This window comes from Noviherbaspirillum sp. UKPF54 (genome assembly GCF_007874125.1).
In the GTDB taxonomy this organism is placed as follows: Bacteria; Pseudomonadota; Gammaproteobacteria; order Burkholderiales; family Burkholderiaceae_D; genus Noviherbaspirillum.
Map to the genome: position 1 here is coordinate 2,144,940 of NZ_CP040128.1, position 20,826 is coordinate 2,165,765.

At 56.7% G+C, this 20,826-nt stretch carries 22 protein-coding genes and 1 tRNA gene; 2 read left to right on the forward strand and 21 right to left on the reverse strand.

Annotation, left to right across the window (positions count from 1 at the left end):
* Positions 1-8 precede the first annotated feature (8 nt).
* A complete protein-coding gene (locus tag FAY22_RS09900; RefSeq protein WP_146330044.1) occupies positions 9-707 on the reverse strand; it encodes a CoA transferase subunit A in 699 nt (232 codons plus the stop codon).
* Between the two features lie 138 nt (positions 708-845).
* Here FAY22_RS09900 and FAY22_RS09905 point away from each other — a divergent pair, with 138 nt between their 5' ends.
* Positions 846-1,406, forward strand: coding sequence for a LuxR C-terminal-related transcriptional regulator (locus FAY22_RS09905; RefSeq protein WP_146330045.1), 561 nt, complete (start codon positions 846-848; stop codon positions 1,404-1,406).
* A gap of 7 nt (positions 1,407-1,413) precedes the next feature.
* On the opposite strand, the gene FAY22_RS09910 is transcribed toward FAY22_RS09905, so the two are convergent.
* Entirely contained in the window at positions 1,414-1,824 is a 411-nt protein-coding gene (locus tag FAY22_RS09910) for a thioesterase family protein (RefSeq protein ID WP_146330046.1), read from the reverse strand.
* Positions 1,825-1,847: 23 nt separating this feature from the next.
* Positions 1,848-2,612, reverse strand: coding sequence for an SDR family oxidoreductase (locus FAY22_RS09915; protein ID WP_371417394.1), 765 nt, complete (start codon positions 2,610-2,612; stop codon positions 1,848-1,850).
* Positions 2,613-2,785: 173 nt separating this feature from the next.
* Between FAY22_RS09915 and FAY22_RS09920 the strand changes: the two genes are divergently transcribed.
* A complete protein-coding gene (locus FAY22_RS09920) occupies positions 2,786-4,474 on the forward strand; it encodes an electron transfer flavoprotein-ubiquinone oxidoreductase (protein ID WP_146330048.1) in 1,689 nt (562 codons plus the stop codon).
* A gap of 51 nt (positions 4,475-4,525) precedes the next feature.
* On the opposite strand, the gene FAY22_RS09925 is transcribed toward FAY22_RS09920, so the two are convergent.
* From FAY22_RS09925 to secG, 18 genes are all read right to left on the reverse strand, one after another.
* Entirely contained in the window at positions 4,526-5,080 is a 555-nt protein-coding gene (locus tag FAY22_RS09925) for an NUDIX hydrolase (protein WP_146330049.1), read from the reverse strand.
* A gap of 66 nt (positions 5,081-5,146) precedes the next feature.
* Positions 5,147-5,452: a DUF2818 family protein gene (locus FAY22_RS09930; protein ID WP_146330050.1), complete on the reverse strand. Its 306-nt coding sequence runs from the start codon at positions 5,450-5,452 to the stop codon at positions 5,147-5,149.
* An 11-nt stretch (positions 5,453-5,463) separates the two neighbouring features.
* Positions 5,464-6,942 carry an NADH-quinone oxidoreductase subunit NuoN gene (nuoN, locus tag FAY22_RS09935; protein WP_146330051.1) on the reverse strand — a complete coding sequence of 493 codons (1,479 nt, stop codon included), beginning with the start codon at positions 6,940-6,942 and terminating at the stop codon, positions 5,464-5,466.
* Between the two features lie 41 nt (positions 6,943-6,983).
* The gene (locus tag FAY22_RS09940) at positions 6,984-8,474 is read right to left on the reverse strand and encodes an NADH-quinone oxidoreductase subunit M (RefSeq protein WP_146330052.1); all 1,491 of its coding nucleotides are present in this window, start codon (positions 8,472-8,474) and stop codon (positions 6,984-6,986) included.
* A 27-nt stretch (positions 8,475-8,501) separates the two neighbouring features.
* Entirely contained in the window at positions 8,502-10,550 is a 2,049-nt protein-coding gene (nuoL, locus tag FAY22_RS09945; protein ID WP_146330053.1) for an NADH-quinone oxidoreductase subunit L, read from the reverse strand.
* Between the two features lie 26 nt (positions 10,551-10,576).
* Positions 10,577-10,885, reverse strand: coding sequence for an NADH-quinone oxidoreductase subunit NuoK (nuoK, locus tag FAY22_RS09950; RefSeq protein WP_040040991.1), 309 nt, complete (start codon positions 10,883-10,885; stop codon positions 10,577-10,579).
* A 12-nt stretch (positions 10,886-10,897) separates the two neighbouring features.
* Positions 10,898-11,536: an NADH-quinone oxidoreductase subunit J gene (locus tag FAY22_RS09955; protein ID WP_146330054.1), complete on the reverse strand. Its 639-nt coding sequence runs from the start codon at positions 11,534-11,536 to the stop codon at positions 10,898-10,900.
* Positions 11,537-11,583: 47 nt separating this feature from the next.
* A complete protein-coding gene (nuoI, locus tag FAY22_RS09960) occupies positions 11,584-12,072 on the reverse strand; it encodes an NADH-quinone oxidoreductase subunit NuoI (protein ID WP_146330055.1) in 489 nt (162 codons plus the stop codon).
* A gap of 32 nt (positions 12,073-12,104) precedes the next feature.
* Positions 12,105-13,172: an NADH-quinone oxidoreductase subunit NuoH gene (gene nuoH / locus FAY22_RS09965; protein ID WP_146330056.1), complete on the reverse strand. Its 1,068-nt coding sequence runs from the start codon at positions 13,170-13,172 to the stop codon at positions 12,105-12,107.
* Positions 13,172-15,508 carry an NADH-quinone oxidoreductase subunit NuoG gene (nuoG, locus tag FAY22_RS09970; RefSeq protein WP_146330057.1) on the reverse strand — a complete coding sequence of 779 codons (2,337 nt, stop codon included), beginning with the start codon at positions 15,506-15,508 and terminating at the stop codon, positions 13,172-13,174. The genes nuoH and nuoG overlap by 1 nt, the downstream gene beginning before the upstream one ends.
* Before the next feature lie 87 nt (positions 15,509-15,595).
* A complete protein-coding gene (nuoF, locus tag FAY22_RS09975; protein WP_146330058.1) occupies positions 15,596-16,891 on the reverse strand; it encodes an NADH-quinone oxidoreductase subunit NuoF in 1,296 nt (431 codons plus the stop codon).
* Positions 16,888-17,379 carry an NADH-quinone oxidoreductase subunit NuoE gene (gene nuoE, locus FAY22_RS09980; protein ID WP_168204816.1) on the reverse strand — a complete coding sequence of 164 codons (492 nt, stop codon included), beginning with the start codon at positions 17,377-17,379 and terminating at the stop codon, positions 16,888-16,890. The genes nuoF and nuoE overlap by 4 nt, the downstream gene beginning before the upstream one ends.
* 23 nt (positions 17,380-17,402) lie before the next feature.
* On the reverse strand, positions 17,403-18,656 hold the full coding sequence (locus FAY22_RS09985; protein WP_146330059.1) for an NADH-quinone oxidoreductase subunit D: 1,254 nt from the start codon (positions 18,654-18,656) through the stop codon (positions 17,403-17,405).
* Positions 18,656-19,252 (reverse strand): NADH-quinone oxidoreductase subunit C, encoded by a 597-nt coding sequence (locus tag FAY22_RS09990; protein ID WP_146330060.1) that lies wholly within the window; start codon positions 19,250-19,252, stop codon positions 18,656-18,658. The genes FAY22_RS09985 and FAY22_RS09990 overlap by 1 nt, the downstream gene beginning before the upstream one ends.
* 18 nt (positions 19,253-19,270) lie before the next feature.
* Positions 19,271-19,747, reverse strand: a complete 477-nt coding sequence (locus FAY22_RS09995; RefSeq protein ID WP_146330061.1) for an NADH-quinone oxidoreductase subunit B family protein — start codon at positions 19,745-19,747, stop codon at positions 19,271-19,273.
* Between the two features lie 3 nt (positions 19,748-19,750).
* Positions 19,751-20,110, reverse strand: coding sequence for an NADH-quinone oxidoreductase subunit A (locus FAY22_RS10000; RefSeq protein ID WP_146330062.1), 360 nt, complete (start codon positions 20,108-20,110; stop codon positions 19,751-19,753).
* Between the two features lie 97 nt (positions 20,111-20,207).
* Positions 20,208-20,292, reverse strand: a tRNA-Leu gene (locus tag FAY22_RS10005).
* Between the two features lie 97 nt (positions 20,293-20,389).
* A complete protein-coding gene (secG, locus tag FAY22_RS10010) occupies positions 20,390-20,791 on the reverse strand; it encodes a preprotein translocase subunit SecG (RefSeq protein ID WP_146330063.1) in 402 nt (133 codons plus the stop codon).
* Positions 20,792-20,826: the final 35 nt, after the last annotated feature.

The window sequence follows — 20,826 nt, forward strand, 5'->3', positions numbered from 1 at the left end:
TCTCCGTGTTACTTAGCACGCGTGGTGCGTTGTTCGATGCGCTTCTCGGGGTTCGCATTCACCACGATGCGATGCACGAAAATGCCCGGCAGATGGATCTGGTCTGGATCGAGCTCGCCTGCTTCGACCAGCTTCTCGACTTCGACCACCGTGATCTTGCCCGCCATCGCGACGTTCGGATTGAAGTTGCGTGCCGTCTTGCGGAATACGAGATTGCCTGTCTTGTCGGCCATGTAGGCCTTCACCAGCGACACGTCGGCTACCAGCGAGCGCTCCATCACGTATTTCTCGCCGTCGAACTCGCGCACTTCCTTGCCTTCCGCGACAATGGTGCCGACACCAGTCTTGGTAAAGAAGGCCGGGATGCCGGCGCCACCGGCGCGCAGCTTTTCCGCCAGCGTGCCTTGCGGAGTGAATTCCAGCTCCAGCTCGCCCGCCAGGTACTGGCGCTCGAACTCCTTGTTTTCCCCGACATAGGAGGAAATCATTTTCTTGATCTGACGCGTAGTCAACAATTGCCCGAGGCCAAATCCATCGACGCCGGCATTGTTGGAAATGGCGGTCAGGTTCTTGACACCGGTGTCGCGCAATGCCGCGATCAACGCCTCCGGAATGCCGCATAATCCGAAACCGCCGACGGCGATGGTCTGGCCATCCTTGACGATGCCTGCCAACGCACTGGCTGCATCTGGATAAAGTTTATTCATACCAACCCTCTTATTATGAGAAATGACCTAACATAGGCTTTCTGGCTGATTTGCCCGTCCCCAGCATAAGATGGTGGACTAGGCCGCGCAATACCGTAAAAATACGAACTATTTTCTCTAAGACAGCGCCCCTAGCCCATGAGCGCCCTATTTTCGATCGACTACGAATCCATTTTCCAGAACGCTCCGGTTGGCATGTGCGTATCCCGAAACCGGGTGATTCTTGCTTGCAACGAGACACTGGCGAAAATGTTCGGCTACCAGCCGGAAGCGCTGACCGGCCAATCGTTCCAAGTGCTCTACCCCACCGTCGACGAGTTCGAGCGTACCGGTGCGCGCATCGTTCCCATCATGAGCGCCGGGGGAAATTACTCCGACGAGCGCATCATGAAACGTTCAAACCAGGAACTCTTCTGGTGCCATGTCAGCGGTCGAGCCCTTGTCCATAATGATCCGCACGCTGCCGGCATCTGGACCTTCGAAGATTTGAGTGCGAAACGTCCGGTAACGGCCCAGCTCACGCCGCGCGAACGGGAAATTGCCGCATTGCTGGTTGAAGGCAAGACCAGCAAGCTGATCGCCCGCCAGGTAGGACTCAGTCCGCGCACGGTGGAAATGCATCGCGCACGCCTGATGCGCAAGTTCGAGGCAGCCACCTCCGGCGAGCTGGTGCACCGGCTAGTCGGGGTCGCGGCCTGAACGGCTACTAGGCGTCGGCAAGCAGCGCGCGGATACGGTCGGGTAAAGGCACGGATTTTTCCAACGGGAAGTTCACCCACACGACCTTTGCTCCGCCATGTGCCGCCAGCACGTCAGGCTGGTCAACCCTTCGGATTTCCTGAACCGTTTCGAAGCTGGAGCGTCCCGCCGGACCGACATAAGTGCGGATCTCGATATCGCCCGGATATTTGAGTTGCTTGGCGAAGGTGCAATGCGCATTGATGATCACCGGTCCTTCGCCCAGCGGGTCCGGATCGCATCCGGCCTCGGTAAACCATTCGATGCGCGCCTGCTCCAGGTAGCGGAAATATACTGTGTTGTTCACGTGCCCCATCGCATCCATGTCTCCCCAGCGAATCGGCATGCGCAGGATATGAACGAGCTTTTTCGTTGTCATGAATCTTTCGCCCTGGCCGTTCTCTATTGCGCACTCATGCCGTCATCTGCGGTAATGATGGCACCATTGATAAACTGCGATTCTTCGGAAGCGAGCAACAGCAGCAAGCCATCCAGATCCTCCGGTTTACCCAGACGCTTGCGCGGCAACATATTAATCAGGGCATGGCCTTGTTCGGTGCCGAAATGCTCGGCATTGATTTCCGTGCTGATATAGCCCGGGCAGATCGCGTTGACATTGATGCCGTAGCGTCCCCATTCGACTGCCATCGATTTGGTCATATGCACCACAGCCGCCTTGCTCATGCAATAAATGCCAATCTGCGGCAGTACGCGCAGACCGGCGACCGACGCGATATTGATGATGCGATGCTGCTTTTTCGGATCTCCCTTGGCGCGTGCGATCATGCGCTTGGCCGTTTCCTGCGCAACGAAAAACGCTCCGCGCTGATTGGTATCCATTACGAACGCATAGTCTTCCGGCGTCACATCGACCAAGCGCTGCGTCGTCGACACTCCGGAATTATTAACGAGAATATCGATCGGCCCTGCTTCCGTTTCGGCATGCGCAATAGCGGATTTGATACTGCCGTAATCTGTCACGTCGAGCGAAACCACGTGCGCTGCGCCCCCACCCGCCTCGATTTCCGCTCGCAATTCCTTCAATCGCTCCACGCGGCGCGATGCCAGCACAACCTGGGCTCCGGCCTGCGCCAGCACCTTTGAAAACCGGGCGCCCAGTCCGCTGGAGGCCCCGGTAATCAGTGCGATCTTCCCTTCAAAATTCATTTCGATGCCCACGAAAACCTCCTTGTTATTGTCCAGTAATGGTCGTGCTGTCGCACTTTGACGTTATGATTACACGAACGAGTGGCATTTAGAGTGTGCTGTCTAGCATTCTCCCGCAAAATCAATGACAATTAGCACGTTCGTTCGATAATTTTAACTACCCTGGTGAGACCATGACACAGACCCGAGATCTGATTGAACAATATGGCCCGCGCGAGTCGATGGAATACGATGTCGTGATCGTTGGCGCCGGCCCGGGCGGGCTGGCCACGGCGATCCGCGTCAAGCAGCTGGCAGCCGAACAAGGCAAGGACGTGTCGGTGGTGGTGCTCGAGAAAGGGTCCGAGCCCGGCGCGCACATCCTGTCGGGCGCGGTGATGGACCCGCGCGCCATGAATGAATTGTTCCCCAACTGGAAAGAGCTCGGCGCGCCGCTGAACCAGCCCGTCACCGGCGACGACATCCTGTTCCTGAGCGAAACCGGTGCCAAGCGCACCCCGGATTTCCTGGTGCCGCGCAACTTCCACAACGATGGCTGCTACGTGGTTGCGCTCGGCAACGTCGTCAAGTGGATGGCGCAGCAGGCCGAGGCGCTGGGCGTCGAAATCTTCCCCGGCTTTACCGCCGCCGAAGTGCTGTACGACGAGCAGGGCGCGGTGCGCGGCGTTGCCACCGGCAACATGGGCATCGGCAAGGATGGCGAACCGACCGAGAATTTCCAGCTCGGAATGGAATTGCTGGGCAAGTACACGATCTTCGCCGAAGGTGCGCGCGGCCATCTGGGCAAGCAGCTGATCGCCAAGTACCAGCTCGATGCCGGCCGCGATGCGCAAAGCTTTGCCATCGGCATCAAGGAATTGTGGGAAATCGATCCGGCCAAGGCCAAGCCGGGCCTGGTGGTGCACACCGCCGGCTGGCCGATGGACAAGGAGACGTTTGGCGGCGGTTTTTTGTATCACCTGGAAGGCAACAAGGTCACGCTCGGCTTCGTCATTGGCCTGGACTACAAGAATCCATGGATGAGCCCGTTCGAGGAAATGCAGCGCTGGAAGACGCACCCGAGCATCCGCGCCCATCTCGAAGGCGGCAAGCGCCTGAGCTATGGCGCGCGCGCCATCAACAACGGCACGCCGCAGGCGCTGCCCAAGCTGGTGTTCCCGGGCGGCGCGCTCATCGGCTGCGATGCCGGCTTTCTGAACGCGGCGCGCATCAAGGGCAGCCATACCGCGATCAAGAGCGGCATGCTGTGCGCCGAAGCCGTCTTTGCGGCGGTGACGTCCGGCCGTGCCGCCGACGAGCTGGCGGCGTATCCGCAAGCCTACGAAAGCAGCTGGCTGAAGGAAGAGCTGGACCAGTCGCGCAACTTCAAGCTGTGGTTCAAGAAGGGTTCGCTGATGGGGCCGCTGATGACGGGTATCGAGCAATGGCTGCTGCCCAAGCTGGGAGTGAAGAATCCGCCGTGGACGCTGCATCGCGACAAGCCCGATCATGTGTACCTGCAGCCGGCCGACCAGTGCGCGAAGATTGCGTATCCGAAGCCGGACGGCAAGCTGACCTTCGATCGCCTGTCGAGTGTGTTCGTGAGCAATACCAACCATGAAGAAAACCAGCCGGCGCACCTGACGCTGAAAGACCCGTCGGTGCCGGTGAAGATCAACCTGGCGAAGTTTGCGGGGCCGGAAAGCCGTTATTGCCCGGCCGGCGTGTACGAATTCGTCAAGAGCGATGCGGGCGAAGACCGGTTGCAGATCAATGCGCAGAACTGCGTGCATTGCAAGACCTGCGACATCAAGGACCCGACGCAGAACATCGTGTGGGTCACGCCGGAAGGCGGCGGTGGACCGAACTACTCGGGCATGTAACAATAAAAAAGCCGCGCGAGCGGCTTTTTTATTGTCCGTCTCGGCAACTGCTTAAAGCTGCCACTGCCCTGCTACGATTTTCTCCAGCCAGAAGGCGCCGATGACGGTTTTTACATCGGTGATCTTACCCTCCCGTATCCACCCCAGCATTTCCGGGATGGACGCCGTGAAGGTTTCGAGGAATTCGCCGTCGTCGAGTTTGTTCTCGCCGGGGGTCAATCCGCGCGCAAGATAAATGTCGAGATGTTCATCGGAGTATGCAATGGCATTGTGAATAGTGCAGACGAATTGCCAATTGCTTGCGGTGTAGCCGGTTTCTTCCTGCAGTTCCCGCTTGGCGCAATCCAAGGGATCCTCGTTCGGATCGATTTTACCTGCAGGGAACTCGATGAACACTTGCTGGAGCGGATAACGGAATTGCCGTTCCAGTAGCACTGTACCATCATCGAAAAGGGGTAGGACAACAACAGCACCAGGATGGCGGATATATTCCCGCATCGAAGTTTTACCATCCGGCAGCCGCACCGTGTCGCGTTGAAGCTTGAGGAATTTGCCCTCAAACGCCACCTCTCCATCCACGGTCACTTCTTTCAAATGCAAATCCATGCGCAGGCTCCACTAACGTATCGGGCTCAATATTACAGCACGGCGTGAATCCGCGATGGCTGCGGGTCAACCGTGCTGCTTGCGCAAGTAACGAAAAACGAATCCCGGAAAGGCGAGAACGAAGAAAAGGCACGCCGTGATCACGTAGAACTCCCAGCCTTGGGGGAAGACGTTGCCGATACGGGATTCAAGCACATATCCAACTCCCCGCACTGCCAGATATAGGACGAACAACTCCGCCAGGCGCAGCCAGATCGGTTTCGAGGATCGTCGAATCGGGATGACGGCAAACAGCCGCTCATTAAGGAAGGGCATGTTGGCGGCAAATGCCGCCAACAGAATCACGAACCAGCTGGAAAGAGAAACATCCACTAGAAAACTGCTCAGGAAGTCAGTGTCTTGACAATGGCCGTCGCACAGAGAGCCATGAGCGGGCCAGGCAGAATACCGAGAACCAGTACTGCAAGGCCGTTAAGGCTCAGTGTCACTTTCATGTCGCCATGGACTGCGATCTTTGCCGTATCGACCGGCTCGTCGAAGTACATCGCCTTAACCACGCGCAGGTAGTAGAACGCACCGATCAGCGATAGCAGAACCGAGACCACCGCCAGCCAAACCTGACCGGTGCCCAAAACGGCCTGCAGCACGGACAGCTTGGCATAGAAGCCAACGGTCGGAGGAATGCCCGTCAGCGAGAACATCAGGATCAGCATCATGAATGCAAACCACGGGCTGCGCTGATTCAGCCCCTTGAAGTCGTCAATATTTTCTGCCTCAAAACCGGAACGTGCCAGAAGCATGATCAAGCCAAACGTACCCAAGGTAGTCAAGACATACGCAACCGTGTAAAACATCGCGGAGCTGTATGCATTTGCGGCAGCCGACACATTGCCGTTCACTACACCGGACAACATTCCGAGCAGCATGAAGCCCATTTGCGCAATAGTCGAATAGGCGAGCATGCGCTTGATATTGGTTTGAACGATCGCCGTAATATTGCCAATCGCCATCGAAAGTACGGCGAGCACGGTAATCATTTGCTGCCAGTCGAGCGCAAGCGGGAAAAGTCCTTCGACAAGCAAGCGGATCGTCATTGCAAACGCCGCCAGCTTCGGAGCGCCACCGAGCAGCAGGGTGACAGCGGTCGGCGCACCCTGATATACGTCAGGCACCCACATGTGGAAAGGTACCACGCCCAGTTTGAATGCTAGACCGGACACCACGAACACCACGCCGAACACCAGCACGGTCTTGTTCACGGTACCCGATGCCGTCGCTTTTGCAACCTCGGTCAGATCGAGCGAGCCCGTCGCACCATACAGCATCGAGATCCCATACAGCAGGAAGCCGGATGCCAACGCACCAAGAATAAAATACTTCATCGATGCTTCTGTAGAAACCGAGTGGCCGCGACGAAGCGCCACCAACGCATACAGTGAGAGGGACATCAGCTCCAGACCAAGGTAGATGATCAGGAAATTATTCCCAGAGATCATGACCATCTGGCCGAGCAGCGAAAACAGCGCAAGGACGTAGAACTCGCCACCCAGTGAGCCGCCAAGCATGCCACGCTCGCTAGCATATTGACGGGAATAAATCAGCGTCATGCCAACCGCGATGTACGAGAAGAGCTTGAGCAAACCCGACATCGGATCCGACACGAACATATTGTTGAACGTGTATACGGTCGGGCCGAAGTCATTCGTCGTCAATACGGCGCAAATGACCAGGGCACCAATGCTCAGTGCATAGGTAATGTTCCGTTTTGCCTCACTCAGGAACATATCGATCAGCAGGATTGCCGACGTCGCAATGAGGAGAAAAATTTCCGGATAAACCGGGATCAAATTCGTGTTGTTCATGTTGTCGTCGCTAAATTGCGTCCACGTATACGTTCACTACTTCAGTGCGCTTTCGATACAGCGACATGCTGGAGCAGGTCGGCAACGGAGGTTTGCATCACGTCGGTGAACGGCGCCGGGTACAGGCCCATCGCCAGCACTGCGACTGCAAGCAGACCAAGCATAAAGAATTCGCGCATGTTCAGATCCTTCAGTTCGGCGACATGCTTGTTGCCGACTGCACCGAACACGACCCGCTTGACCAGCCACAGCGAATAGGCTGCGCCGAAGATCAAGGCAGTCGCCGCCAGGAGGCCAATCCAGAAGTTGTACTTCACCGCTCCCAGGATCACCATGAACTCGCCGACGAAGCCTGAAGTCGCCGGCAGGCCGCAGTTAGCGAGGGAAAACAGGACAAACAGCGCCGCGAAGCGCGGCATGGTGTTGACCACACCGCCGTAATCGGCGATCTGGCGCGAGTGCATGCGGTCGTACAGTACGCCGATGCACAGGAACATCGCACCGGACACAAAGCCGTGCGAAATCATTTGCACGATGCCGCCCTGCACTGCCATGTCATTGAACATGAAGAAACCGAGGGTAACAAAGCCCATGTGCGCGATCGATGAATATGCGACCAGCTTCTTCATATCCGCCTGCACCAACGCTACCAAACCGATGTAGATCACGGCGATCAGCGACAATGCGATGACGAAGCCTGCCAGCGAATGGCTCGCATCTGGCGCGATCGGCAGCGAGAACCGCAGGAAGCCGTAAGCACCCAGCTTCAGCATGATCGCAGCCAGCACCACGGAGCCGCCGGTCGGCGCTTCCACGTGTGCGTCCGGCAGCCAAGTGTGTACCGGCCACATTGGTACCTTCACCGCAAACGCCATCATGAAAGCAATGAAGATCAGGATCTGCGCATTCAGCGGCAGCGGCAGCTTGTGCCATACCAGAATATCGAAGCTGCCACCCGATTTGAAGTACAGGTACAACACCGCGACCAGCGTCAACAAGGAACCGAGCAAGGTGTAGAGGAAGAACTTAATCGCGGCATACACGCGATTCGGGCCACCCCAGACGCCGATGATAATGAACATCGGAATCAGCGTCGCTTCGAAGAACACGTAGAACAGCAAGCCGTCGAGTGCGCAGAACACACCGATCATCAAACCCGACAGAATCAGGAATGCGCCCATGTACTGCGCGACACGCTTCTCGATCACCTCCCAGCCGGCGATGACTACGATCACGGTAATGAACGCCGTCAGCAGAATGAACCAGACCGAGATGCCGTCAATACCAAGGAAGTAATTGATATTGAAACGGTCGATCCAGGCGGCTTTCTCGATGAACTGCATGCCGTGCGCCGCCTTGTCGAAATTCTGGATCAACGGCAGCGTCACTAGGAAGCTGATGACGGATCCCAGCAGCGACACGCCGCGCACCAGACCGGGATTGTCATCCCGCCCGAATGCCAGCACGAACAGACCAAACGCGATCGGACACCAGATCGCCAGGCTCAGAAGAGGAAAAGTTGACTGCATCATGATTGTTGTTTGCTCTACTTCGCCAACTTATTTGGCAAATGATGGGAACGGCATGAAATAAATCAGGAAACACAGCACGCCGAGAATCATTACAAAAGCGTAGTGGTAGATGTAACCCGACTGGAAGTGGCGAATCAACGCCGAGAACCAGCCCACCACTTTGGCGCTGCCGTTGACGATCAGGCCATCGATCAAGGTGCGGTCGCCGACGTTCCACAAGCCGCCACCCAAGAGACGCGCGCCACGTGCAAACACGACCTCGTTGATCTTGTCCATGTAGTACTTGTTATCCAGCAGCGTATAAGTCCGATGGAACTTGCTATAGAACCACGCCGGAACCTTCGGATTGATCATGTAGCAGTAATAGGCCGAAGCTACGCCTGCCACCATCAACATAAACGGCAGCGACGTAAATCCATGCAAGGCCATTGCCCATGCTCCGTGGAATTCATGCGCCAGCTCTTCCATCGCCTGATGCGATTCGCTGACAAAAATCACGTTCTTAAAGAAATCACCGAACAGCATGGGTCCGATCGCGATAAAGCCGATCACCACGGATGGAATGGCCAGAAGCATGAGCGGCACGGTGACCACCAGCGGTGCCTCGTGCGGTTTTTCGCCCGGGCCGAGGCCGTGATGATGCTCGTCGCTGTGTTCGTCGTGGCTGTGATTCTGGTGTTCGCCCGGGTGCGGCTTGCCGAAGCGCTCTTCACCGTGGAACACCAGGAAATACATACGGAACGAGTAAAACGCAGTCACGAAAACACCTGCGAGCACGGCGAAGCTTGCAAAGCCAGCGCCCGCGATGTGGGTGTTCTGCACCGCTTCGATAATGCTGTCCTTCGAGTAGAAGCCGGCGAAGAACGGCGTACCGATCAGTGCCAAAGACCCCAGCAAGGATGTAATCCACGTAATCGGCATGTACTTGCGCAAGCCACCCATGTTGCGGATATCTTGGTCGTGATGCATGCCGATAATGACCGCGCCAGCACCGAGGAACAGCAGCGCCTTGAAGAACGCGTGCGTCATCAGGTGGAACACGGCGACCGAGTAGGCGGAAGCTCCCAGTGCAACCGTCATGTAGCCGAGCTGAGACAGCGTCGAGTACGCGACGACACGTTTGATATCGTTCTGAATGATGCCCAAAAAGCCCATGAACAGCGCCGTGATCGAACCGATCACCAGCACAAACGACAGCGCGGTGTCGGACAGCTCAAACAGCGGCGACATACGTGCCACCATGAAGATACCGGCGGTTACCATGGTCGCGGCATGGATCAGCGCTGAGATCGGGGTCGGGCCTTCCATCGAATCCGGCAGCCACACATGCAGCGGAAATTGAGCCGACTTACCCATTGCGCCAATGAACAGGCAGATGCAGGCTACCGTAATCAGGCGCCAGTCGCTACCAGGCAGCATCAGTGTTGCCAGTTCTTCCTTCTTCGCAAACACCTCGCCATAATTCAGAGAACCAGCGTAGGCCAGCAACAGGCCGATACCCAGCACGAAACCGAAGTCACCTACGCGATTGACCAGGAACGCCTTCATGTTGGCGAAAATCGCCGTTGGGCGGGTGTACCAGAAGCCGATCAGCAAATAAGACACCAGGCCCACAGCCTCCCAGCCAAAGAACAGCTGCAGGAAGTTGTTGCTCATGACGAGCATGAGCATCGAGAAGGTGAACAGCGAGATATACGAGAAGAAGCGGTTGTAGCCCTCGTCATCCGCCATGTAACCGATGGTATAGATGTGCACCATCAGCGACACGAAGGTCACCACGCACATCATCATTGCCGTCAGGCTATCGATCTGGAAGCCGATTTCAAGCTTCAGCCCCATGACAGTCATCCAGTTATAGATGGTGCCCGTGTAGCTTGCCCCGTCGAGCACTGCCAGCAGCGTCTGGAACGAAATGACGAACGCGATCAGTACGCCGAGGATAGTCGCGGTATGCGAAGCCGTGCGACCGATCTTGTTACCGAAAAACTTGGTGCCGAGCAGGCCCGCGATCGCGGATCCCGCCAGAGGTGCCAGCGGCACAGCCAGTAAAACGTTAGGGTTGAGTTGCCCCGCCATGATGGACCTTATCGTTATTGTTGCGGTTAACCTTTGAGACTATCGAGATCCTCGACATTGATGGTGTCCAGATTACGGAACAGAACCACCAAGATGGCGAGGCCGATTGCAGACTCAGCAGCAGCCACGGTAAGAATGAAGAAAACGAAAATCTGCCCAGCGGCATCGCCGAGATAGTGCGAGAAGGCGATGAAGTTCATGTTGACCGCGAGGAGCATCAACTCGATTGCCATCAGCAGTACGATGATGTTCTTGCGATTCAGGAAAATGCCGACGATCGAGATCGCAAACAAGATTGCGCCGAGAATCAGATAGTGAGCGAGCGATAATGCCACGGTGAATTCCCCTTATTGTTTTTCCGCGGCCACAGGCTGCACGTTGCCGTTCACGCGTACAGACTCCGCCTTCATGCTGACAATACGCAAGCGGTCGTTACGCTTGACCTTGACGGCAGCAGCCGGGTCGAAATACTTGCTGTCCTTGCGACGGCGCAGCGTGAGCGCAACAGCAGCTACAATTGCGACCAGCAACACGACGGCTGCGATTTCAAACGCATAAATGTATTGCGTATAGATCAGCTTACCGAGTTCCTTGGTATTGCCGATGTTTGCAGCTGCGGCCGGCACCTGTATATCGTAAGACCAGAAACCATGCAGCAGTACGGCGGCCATTTCCAGCACGATGACGACGCCAATCGTGGCCGCGAGCGGGAAGTAGTTCCAGAATCCCACCCTCAGTTTCGTCATGTCGATGTCAAGCATCATCACCACGAACAGGAACAACACCATGACCGCGCCGACATATACCAGCACCAGGACAATCGCGAGGAATTCGGCCTTCAACAGGAGCCAGACGGCAGCGGCCGAGAAGAACGACAGCACTAGAAACAGGGCAGCGTGCACCGGATTGCGATCGGTGATGACGCGCGATGCGGCGAAAACCAGAATCGCCGAAAACGCGTAGAACAATGCAGTTTTAAATTCCATAATGGGCCAATAAAAGTCAGCTGAACCGGGTCAAATCGAACTATCGATCAACGATATGCAGCATCAGCTGCGCGATTGGCGGCGATATCCTTTTCGTAGCGATCGCCGACCGCCAGCAGCATCTCCTTGGTGAAGTAGAGATCGCCGCGTTTTTCGCCGTGATATTCGAAGATGTTGGTTTCGACGATCGAGTCGACCGGGCAAGATTCTTCGCAGAATCCGCAGAAAATACACTTGGTCAGATCGATGTCGTAACGCGTGGTCCGGCGGGTGCCATCCTCGCGCTCAGCCGATTCGATCGTGATCGCCATTGCCGGGCAGACTGCCTCGCAGAGCTTACAGGCGATGCAGCGCTCTTCCCCGTTGGGATAGCGTCGCAGCGCGTGCAGGCCGCGAAAGCGCGGCGACAGCGGCGTTTTCTCTTCCGGGAATTGCACGGTGATCTTGCGGGCAAACATGTAGCGCCCTGTCAGGGCCAGGCCCTTGAGCAGTTCCCGCAGCATGAGGCTGCTGAAAAAATCCTTGATTGCTTCCATTTTTGGCTTCCGTTGTATTCAGCCTAGTTTCTTTACTTCCAAATATTCCAGGGGGTCTGCATCCAGGCGGCGACGATCACCAGGTAGGCGAGCGTCAGCGGGATGAACACCTTCCAGCCCAGGCGCATAATCTGGTCATAGCGGTAGCGCGGGAACGACGCACGTGCCCAGATGAACAGGGATACCACGAAGAAGGTCTTGATGCCCAGCCAGATCCAGCCCGGAATCCAGTTCAGGAACGATACCGGCGAAGCCCAACCTCCCAGGAACATCAGCGATGCCAGCGCGGAAATCAGGATCATGTTCGCGTATTCGGCGAGGAAGAACATGGCAAACGACATGCCGGAGTACTCCACCATGTGGCCCGCGACGATCTCGGACTCGCCCTCCACCACGTCGAATGGATGGCGGTTGGTTTCAGCAATGCCGGACACGACGTAGATCACGAAAATCGGGAGCAGCGGCAGCCAGTTCCACGACAGGAATGTCAGCCCCTTGTCTGCGAAGAAGCCCTTGTTCTGCGCGCCCACGATATCGATGAAGTTCAGGCTGCCGGACACCATCAGCACGATCACCAGCGCAAAGCCCATCGCAATCTCATAGGACACCATCTGTGCCGAAGCGCGCATCGCGCCAAGGAAGGCATACTTCGAGTTGGACGCCCAGCCGGCGATGATCACGCCGTAGACTTCCATCGACGCGATCGCCATCACGAACAGCAAGCCGGCGTTGATATTGGCGATCACAGTTTCCGGTCCAAAAGGGATCACCGACCAAGCCGCGAGCGCCGGGCCGATGGTCATGACCGGGGCGATCACGAACAATGCTTTGTTGGCGCGTGCCGGCACGACGATTTCCTTGAGCAGCAGCTTCAGCGCATCGGCAATCGGCTGCAGCAGGCCGGCAGGACCGACGCGGTTCGGGCCGAGACGGATATGCATCCAGCCGATCATCTTGCGTTCCCACAGCGTCAGGTATGCTACGGCGCCCATCAGCGGCAACACGAGGACAACGATCTTGGCCAGCGTCCAGATTAGCGGCCACGCGCCGCCAAACAGGCTTTGCCCACTCTCGTTGATGGTCATGAACATCTGGTCCATTACGCCTTCTCCACACTAATTTCGCCAAACATTGCCCCCAGACCGGCAGTCGATGCATGGGCGGCAGATACGCGCACGACGTTTTCCGGCAACTTGGCGTCAATCGATGCTGTCAGAACAGCACTTCCCTGCCCTTGCGTCACTTTGACCTGATCGCCGTCGGCGACACCGAGCTTTTGCGCCAGCATGGCCGACAAGGTTGCTTTCGGCGCCTGAGCATCGTGAGTCAGCTGCAGCGATGGCGCACGGCGTACGATCGCATCGGTAAAATAGATCGGTACGTCGGCGATACGCTCCAGCTTGGCTTCCGCGGCAGACTTGGCGGCCTGCGGCTGGATATTCGCGGTATTGTTGAGACGTGAGGACAGATCGGCATCCTCGGCATTCTTGGTTCCCAGAAGCTCTGCGCGAATCTCTTCCGAGGTCTCATAATCGAATCCGCCGAGTTCCAGCAGATTGCCGAGCACGCGCAACACTTTCCAGGCGGGGCGCGTTTCACCCAGCGGCTTGACGGTGCCATTGAATCCCTGTGCACGTCCCTCGCAGTTGACGAAAGTACCGGCAGTCTCGGAGAACGGCGCAATCGGCAGAAGCACATCGGCGTACTCGGTGGCATGCTTGTACGGAGACAGCGCCACAACCATGTCGGCCTGATCCAGTGCGGCACGCGCTACCTGCGGATCGTAGCAATCGAGCTCCGGTTCCGCGTGCAGCAGGACATAAGCCTTACGCGGTTGAGCGAACGCCTGCAATGCGTTGAATCCCTTGCCAGGAAGGGCGTTGGCGATATAGCCACCGACTGTGTTGGCAGCCTCGGTCAGATAGCCCAGCTGGGAACCCGTAGCTTGAGCAATCCATTGTGCGGCGGCGTGCAGCTGGGATGCCTGCGGATGCTGCGCCGCGGCGTTGCCCAGCATGACTGCCTTGCGTTCGCCAGACAGCAGCGTTGTAGCGACGCCTTTTGCCACCTCGCCCGCTTCGATACCCTCGTAACCTGCCGGCGCGGCAATACCTTTAGCCTGTGCTACGGCGACAACGACTTCGATCAATCCCGACAGCCACTCGGATGGGGCCTTGATCATCCTGGCTGCCAGCGGCAACAGCAGATCGTCGTCGGTCGCGTGCAGTACGCTAACTTTCGCACCGCGCTTGGTCGCATGACGCAGACGTGCGGTAAGCAGCGGGTGGTCCTTGCGCAAGAATGAGCCGATTACGAATGCGCGGTCGAGCTGGCCGAATTCTTCGATCGACATGCCGAGCCACGGTGTAATCTTGCCGTCCAGTGCAAAATCGGACTGGCGCAAGCGGAAGTCGATATTGTCCGATCCCAGACCGCGCACCACTTTTTGCAGCAGCGACAACTCTTCCAGCGTCGAGTACGGCGCTGCCAACGCGGCGATTGCATCGGCACCATGCTCGTGGTTAATATTTTTCAGGCCATGCGCGACATATTCCAACGCGGTTTGCCAATCGGTTTCCAGCCACTTGCCATCCTGTTTGATCATCGGAACGGTCAGACGATCCGGGCTGCCGAGACCTTCATAAGCAAAACGGTCCTTGTCGGACAGCCAGCATTCGTTGACGGCTTCGTTTTCCAACGGCAGCACGCGCATCACCTTGCCTGCTTTTACCTGGACAATCAGGTTGGCTCCCAGACCGTCGTGCGGGCTTACCGAACGACGCCGCGACAACTCCCAGGTACGGGCGCTATAGCGAAACGGCTTGGAAGTCAGCGCGCCGACCGGGCACAGGTCGATCATGTTCCCCGACAATTCGGAATCGACCGTCTTGTTGACGAAAGTCGTGATTTCGGAGTGCTCGCCACGATTGAGCATGCCGAGTTCCATGACACCGGCGATCTCCTGGCCGAAACGCACGCAGCGTGTGCAGTGAATGCAGCGCGTCATCTCCTTCGTGGAGATGAGAGGGCCGACGTCCTTGGGGACGACCACGCGTTTCTCTTCTTCATAGCGTGAAGCGGACGGGCCATAGCCGACCGCCAGATCCTGCAATTGGCATTCACCACCCTGATCGCAGATCGGGCAATCGAGCGGATGGTTAATCAGCAAAAACTCCATCACGCTCTTCTGCGCCTTGATCGCCTTGTCGCTGCCGGTTTTAACGATCATGCCGTTAGTGACGGGAGTCGCGCACGCGGGCAGCGGCTTCGGGGCCTTCTCGACTTCGACCAGGCACATGCGGCAGTTGGCCGCGATGGACAACTTCTTGTGATAGCAAAAATGCGGGATGTAGGTGCCAAGCTTGTTGGCAGCATCCATCACCATGCTGCCTTCCTGCACCTCTACTTTTTTGCCGTCAATTTCGATTTCAACCATGGCTCTGTTTTGCCTCAGTATTTGTAGGGCGCGACATGCGCGCCAAATGAATCTCGCCTTCGGCGTGCATAACACGCACGATGTCGATTAAACGTACGCGGGTACGATGCAGCGCTTGTGCTCGATGTGGTATTCGAACTCTTCGCGGAAATTTTTCACGAAGGCACGTACCGGCATTGCAGCAGCGTCGCCCAATGCACAAATCGTGCGTCCCTGGATGTTGTCGGCGATCGAATTCAACATATCGAGATCGTCCGCACGGCCCTGCCCGTGCTCGATCCGGTTCACCATGCGGTACATCCAACCGGTACCTTCACGGCACGGCGTGCATTGACCACATGATTCCTCGAAGTAAAAATATGACAGACGCAGCAGCGACTTGACCATGCAGCGAGTCTCATCCATCACGATGACCGCGCCGGAACCAAGCATCGATCCCGCTTTCGCGATCGAGTCGTAATCCATGTCGGTGTTCATCATGACGTCGCCGCGAATTACTGGCGCGGACGAGCCGCCGGGAATCACGGCCTTGATCTTCTTACCGTCACGCATGCCTCCAGCGAGCTCCAGCAGTTTCGCGAACGGGGTACCGAGAGGCATTTCATAGTTACCCGGACGCACGACATCGCCGGAGATCGAGAAAATCTTGGTGCCGCCGTTATTCGGCTTGCCCAGCGCTGCATATGCCTCACCGCCCATGCGCATGATGAAAGGCACGGCAGCAAAGGTTTCGGTATTGTTGATCGTGGTCGGCTTGCCATACAGGCCGAAGCTCGCCGGGAACGGCGGTTTGAAGCGCGGCTGCCCCTTCTTGCCTTCCAAGGATTCGAGCAGCGCGGTTTCTTCGCCGCAGATGTATGCGCCATAACCATGGAACGCATGCAACTGGAAGCTGAAATCACTACCCATGATGTTATTGCCAAGGAATCCTGCAGCACGCGCTTCTTCCAGCGCCTGCTCGAAGCGCTCGTACTCCGCCCAGATCTCGCCGTGGATATAGTTGTACCCTTGCGTGATTCCCATCGCGTACGCGCCGATGGCCATGCCTTCGATCAGCGCGTGCGGGTTATAGCGAATGATGTCGCGGTCCTTGAACGTGCCCGGCTCGCCTTCGTCCGTATTGCAGACGAGGTATTTCTGGCCAGGGAACTGGCGCGGCATGAAGCTCCACTTCAAGCCGGTCGGGAAACCCGCGCCGCCGCGTCCGCGCAGCGACGACGTCTTCAATTCGGCGATCACCTGCTCCGGCGTGATTTTTTCGGCCAGAATGCGCTTCAATGCCTCATAGCCGCCGCGCTTGACATAGTCGCCCAGATGCCAGTTGTTTCCATCGAGGCCAGCCAGAATCAGCGGATTGATATGACGATCGTGCAGGCAGGTCATTTCTTCAGCTCCTCCACCAGCGCGTCGATCTTTTCGTTCGACATGTGGCTGCACATACGCTTGTTGTTCACCAACATGACCGGTGCGTCGCCACAAGCCCCCATGCATTCGCCTTCAATCAGAGTGAACTGGCCATCCGCCGTCGTTTCCTTGTAATCGACCCCGAGCTTCTGCTTCAGATAGTGGGCTGCGCGCTCTCCTCCCGACAATACGCACGGCAGGTTGGTGCACACAGAAATCTTGTGCTTGCCTACCGGCTTGGTATCGAACATGTTGTAGAAAGTGGCGACTTCCTGCACCGCGATGGCAGGCATGCCGATATAGTCGGCGACGTCCTGCATCACTTCCGGAGATAGCCAGCCCTTCTCGCTCTGAGCGATGGCGAGCGCCGCCATGACTGCGGACTGCCTTTGATCGGCGGGGAATTTCGCGAGTTCGCGATCAATTTTTTTGTACGCTTCTTGACTTAACAGCATATTGTCAGCCATTCGTGCGCGATGTTTCGCGCGGGTTATCGGTCAATCTCACCGAACACGATGTCTTGCGTGCCGATGATCGTTACTGCGTCGGCGATCATGTGCCCCTTCGCCATTTCGTCCAAGCCTTGCAGGTGCGCGAAGCCAGGCGCGCGGATCTTCATGCGATATGGCTTGTTAGCCCCATCCGAAATCAGATAGATGCCGAACTCGCCCTTCGGATGCTCGATACCAACATAAGCCTCGCCTTCCGGCACATGGAAGCCTTCCGAGAAGAGCTTGAAGTGGTGGATCAACTCTTCCATGTTGGACTTCATGTTCACGCGGGCAGGCGGCGCAACCTTGTGGTTGTCCGTGATGACAGGGCCGGGATTATTGCGAAGCCATTCCACGCATTGCTTGATGATGCGGTTCGACTGGCGCATCTCTTCGACACGGCACAGATAACGGTCATAGCAATCGCCGTTGACACCGACCGGGATATCGAAATCGAGCAAGTCGTAGACTTCATACGGCTGCTTCTTGCGCAGGTCCCACTCGATGCCGGAACCGCGCAGCATCGGGCCGGTAAAGCCCATTGCCTTGGCGCGCTCCGGAGAGACGACACCCACTCCAACCAGGCGCTGCTTCCAGATACGGTTATCCGTCAACAGCGTTTCATATTCGTCGACATATCCCGGGAAGCGATTGGTGAAATCCTCGATAAAATCAAGCAACGAGCCCTGACGATTCTCGTTGAGCTGACGGATCGCCTTCTCATTGCGGATGGCTGATGCTTTGTACTGAGGCATGGTATCCGGCAGGTCACGATAGACGCCACCCGGACGGTAATAAGCCGCATGCAGGCGCGCCCCCGACACCGCTTCGTACATGTCCATCAGATCTTCACGCTCGCGGAACGCGTACAGGAAGACCGCCATCGCGCCGACGTCCAGACCGTGCGCACCGATCCATAACAGATGATTCAGGAGGCGCGTAATCTCGTCGAACATGACGCGGATGTACTGCGCGCGCAGCGGGACTTCGATACCGAGCAGCTTCTCGATTGCCAGCACGTAGCCATGCTCGTTGCACATCATCGACACATAGTCGAGACGATCCATGTACGGCACGGACTGCAGGAAGGTTCTGGTTTCGGCCAGCTTCTCGGTCGCGCGATGCAGCAACCCGATATGCGGATCCGCACGCTGGATCACCTCACCGTCCAACTCCAACACCAGACGTAGCACACCGTGCGCAGCCGGGTGCTGCGGACCGAAGTTCAGGGTGTAATTCTTAATTTCAGCCATTATTTCATCCCGTACTTTTCTTCGCGAATCACACGCGGAATAATTTCACGCGGCTCAATCGTGACGGGTTGGTAAATTACGCGCTTTTGCTCGGGGTCGTAACGCATTTCAACGTAGCCCGATACCGGGAAGTCCTTGCGGAATGGATGTCCGATGAAACCGTAATCAGTAAGAATTCGGCGCAGATCGTTATGACCTTCGAACAGGATGCCGAACAAGTCGAATGCTTCGCGCTCGTACCAGTTGGCGGAAGGCCAGATTTCCACGACTGACGGCACCACGGGAAGCTCATCGTCCGGCGCGAACACTCGCACGCGCAAACGCCAGTTATGCGTCACCGACAGTAGATGGGAAACAGCCGCAAAACGCGGACCATTCCACGCACCATCGGCGTAAGTGGAATAGTCGACACCACACAGATCGATCAATTCTTCGAAACGCAGATCGGCATGATCGCGCAGCACGCGCATCGCAGACAGATAATCAGAAGCACCAACCACCACGGTCACCTCACCCAACGCAACCGTCAGGCTCCGAATCTGGCTGCCCAACGCATTGTGCAGGGCTGCTTCGAGGGTTTCAATTTTCGTCGTCATATCTCTCAGTACACCAACTCAACGCGCGATCGTGTTGGTACGCTTGATCTTGTTCTGCAACTGCATGATGCCGTACAACAAAGCCTCCGCAGTCGGCGGACACCCAGGCACGTACACATCAACCGGCACGATGCGATCACACCCGCGCACCACCGAGTACGAATAGTGGTAATAACCGCCACCATTCGCGCAGGTCCCCATTGAAATCACCCAGCGCGGCTCCGCCATCTGGTCATACACCTTGCGCAGTGCCGGCGCCATCTTGTTGCACAGCGTGCCAGCAACGATCATGACATCTGACTGACGCGGCGAGGGGCGAAACACAACACCAAAACGATCAAGGTCGTAACGAGAAGCACCGGCATGCATCATCTCGACCGCACAGCAAGCCAAGCCGAATGTCATCGGCCACATCGAACCGGTACGAGTCCAGTTGATCAGCTTGTCAGCTGTCGTCGTTATGAAGCCTTCGTTCAAAACACCTTCAATAGACATCACTCACTCCCAATCCAGAGCACCGCGCTTCCAGATATACCAGAAGCCCACAACGAATTCGGCGATGAACACCATCATCGTCACAAAGCCCTGCCAGCCGAGGTCACGCATTGCAACGCCCCACGGGAAGAAAAAGGCCGTTTCCAGATCGAACAAAATAAACAGGATCGCGATCAGGTAGTAGCGCACATCGAACTTCATGCGCGCATCTTCAAACGCCTCAAAGCCGCACTCGTAGGGAGAAAGCTTTTCAACATCTGGCTTGTGCGGCGCCAAGACCCGGCCCAGCACCTGCGGCAAAATGCCAACACCAATGCCAACCAGAACAAAAAGGAGAATGGGGAAATAATTTTCGAGGTTCACGATGAATGACGGACGTTGGTCAGTTGAAGGAATTACAAAAACCAAATTTCCTCGATAAAAAGCCAGCTCGGGAGCACCCTTGCTGGCCTCATATTGTTGGTGCCGACGGCGAGACTCGAACTCGCACAGCTTGCGCCACTACCCCCTCAAGATAGCGTGTCTACCAATTTCACCACGTCGGCCAAAGACTGCTATTTTACCCTGCTTTGACTAATTTGTTCAACGCACAATTGCTCAAGATCAAAATGAAAAGCAATTTTTGCGCTAGCAATGCCAATATTATTTCGGGATTTGGTTCGCCTGCCCTGCATTGTTAGCAGGAGCAGCAGGCACAGGAGCCGCCGCACCTTGCGGCGCGTTGGCAGAACTGTTCGCAGGAACGCTGGAAGCAGGCGCGGAAGGCGCCGGCAAATTTTCCATCACACCACCACCCGCGGGCGCGCGTTTATTTCCGAGAAAAGCCAACGCAAGCGTCGCCACAAAAAAGATAGTCGCCGCAACTGCGGTCGACTTAGAGAGGAAGTTCGACGACCCGCTCGCGCCAAACAGACTACCCGAAGCACCTGAGCCAAACGCAGCCCCCATGTCCGCCCCCTTACCATGCTGCAGCAGCACGAGCCCAATAATCGCAAGCGCGGACAATACCTGAACCACAACAACAAATGTGAACAAAGCGTTCATTGAACAATTTCCAATCAAAAGTTAATTCTTTGGGC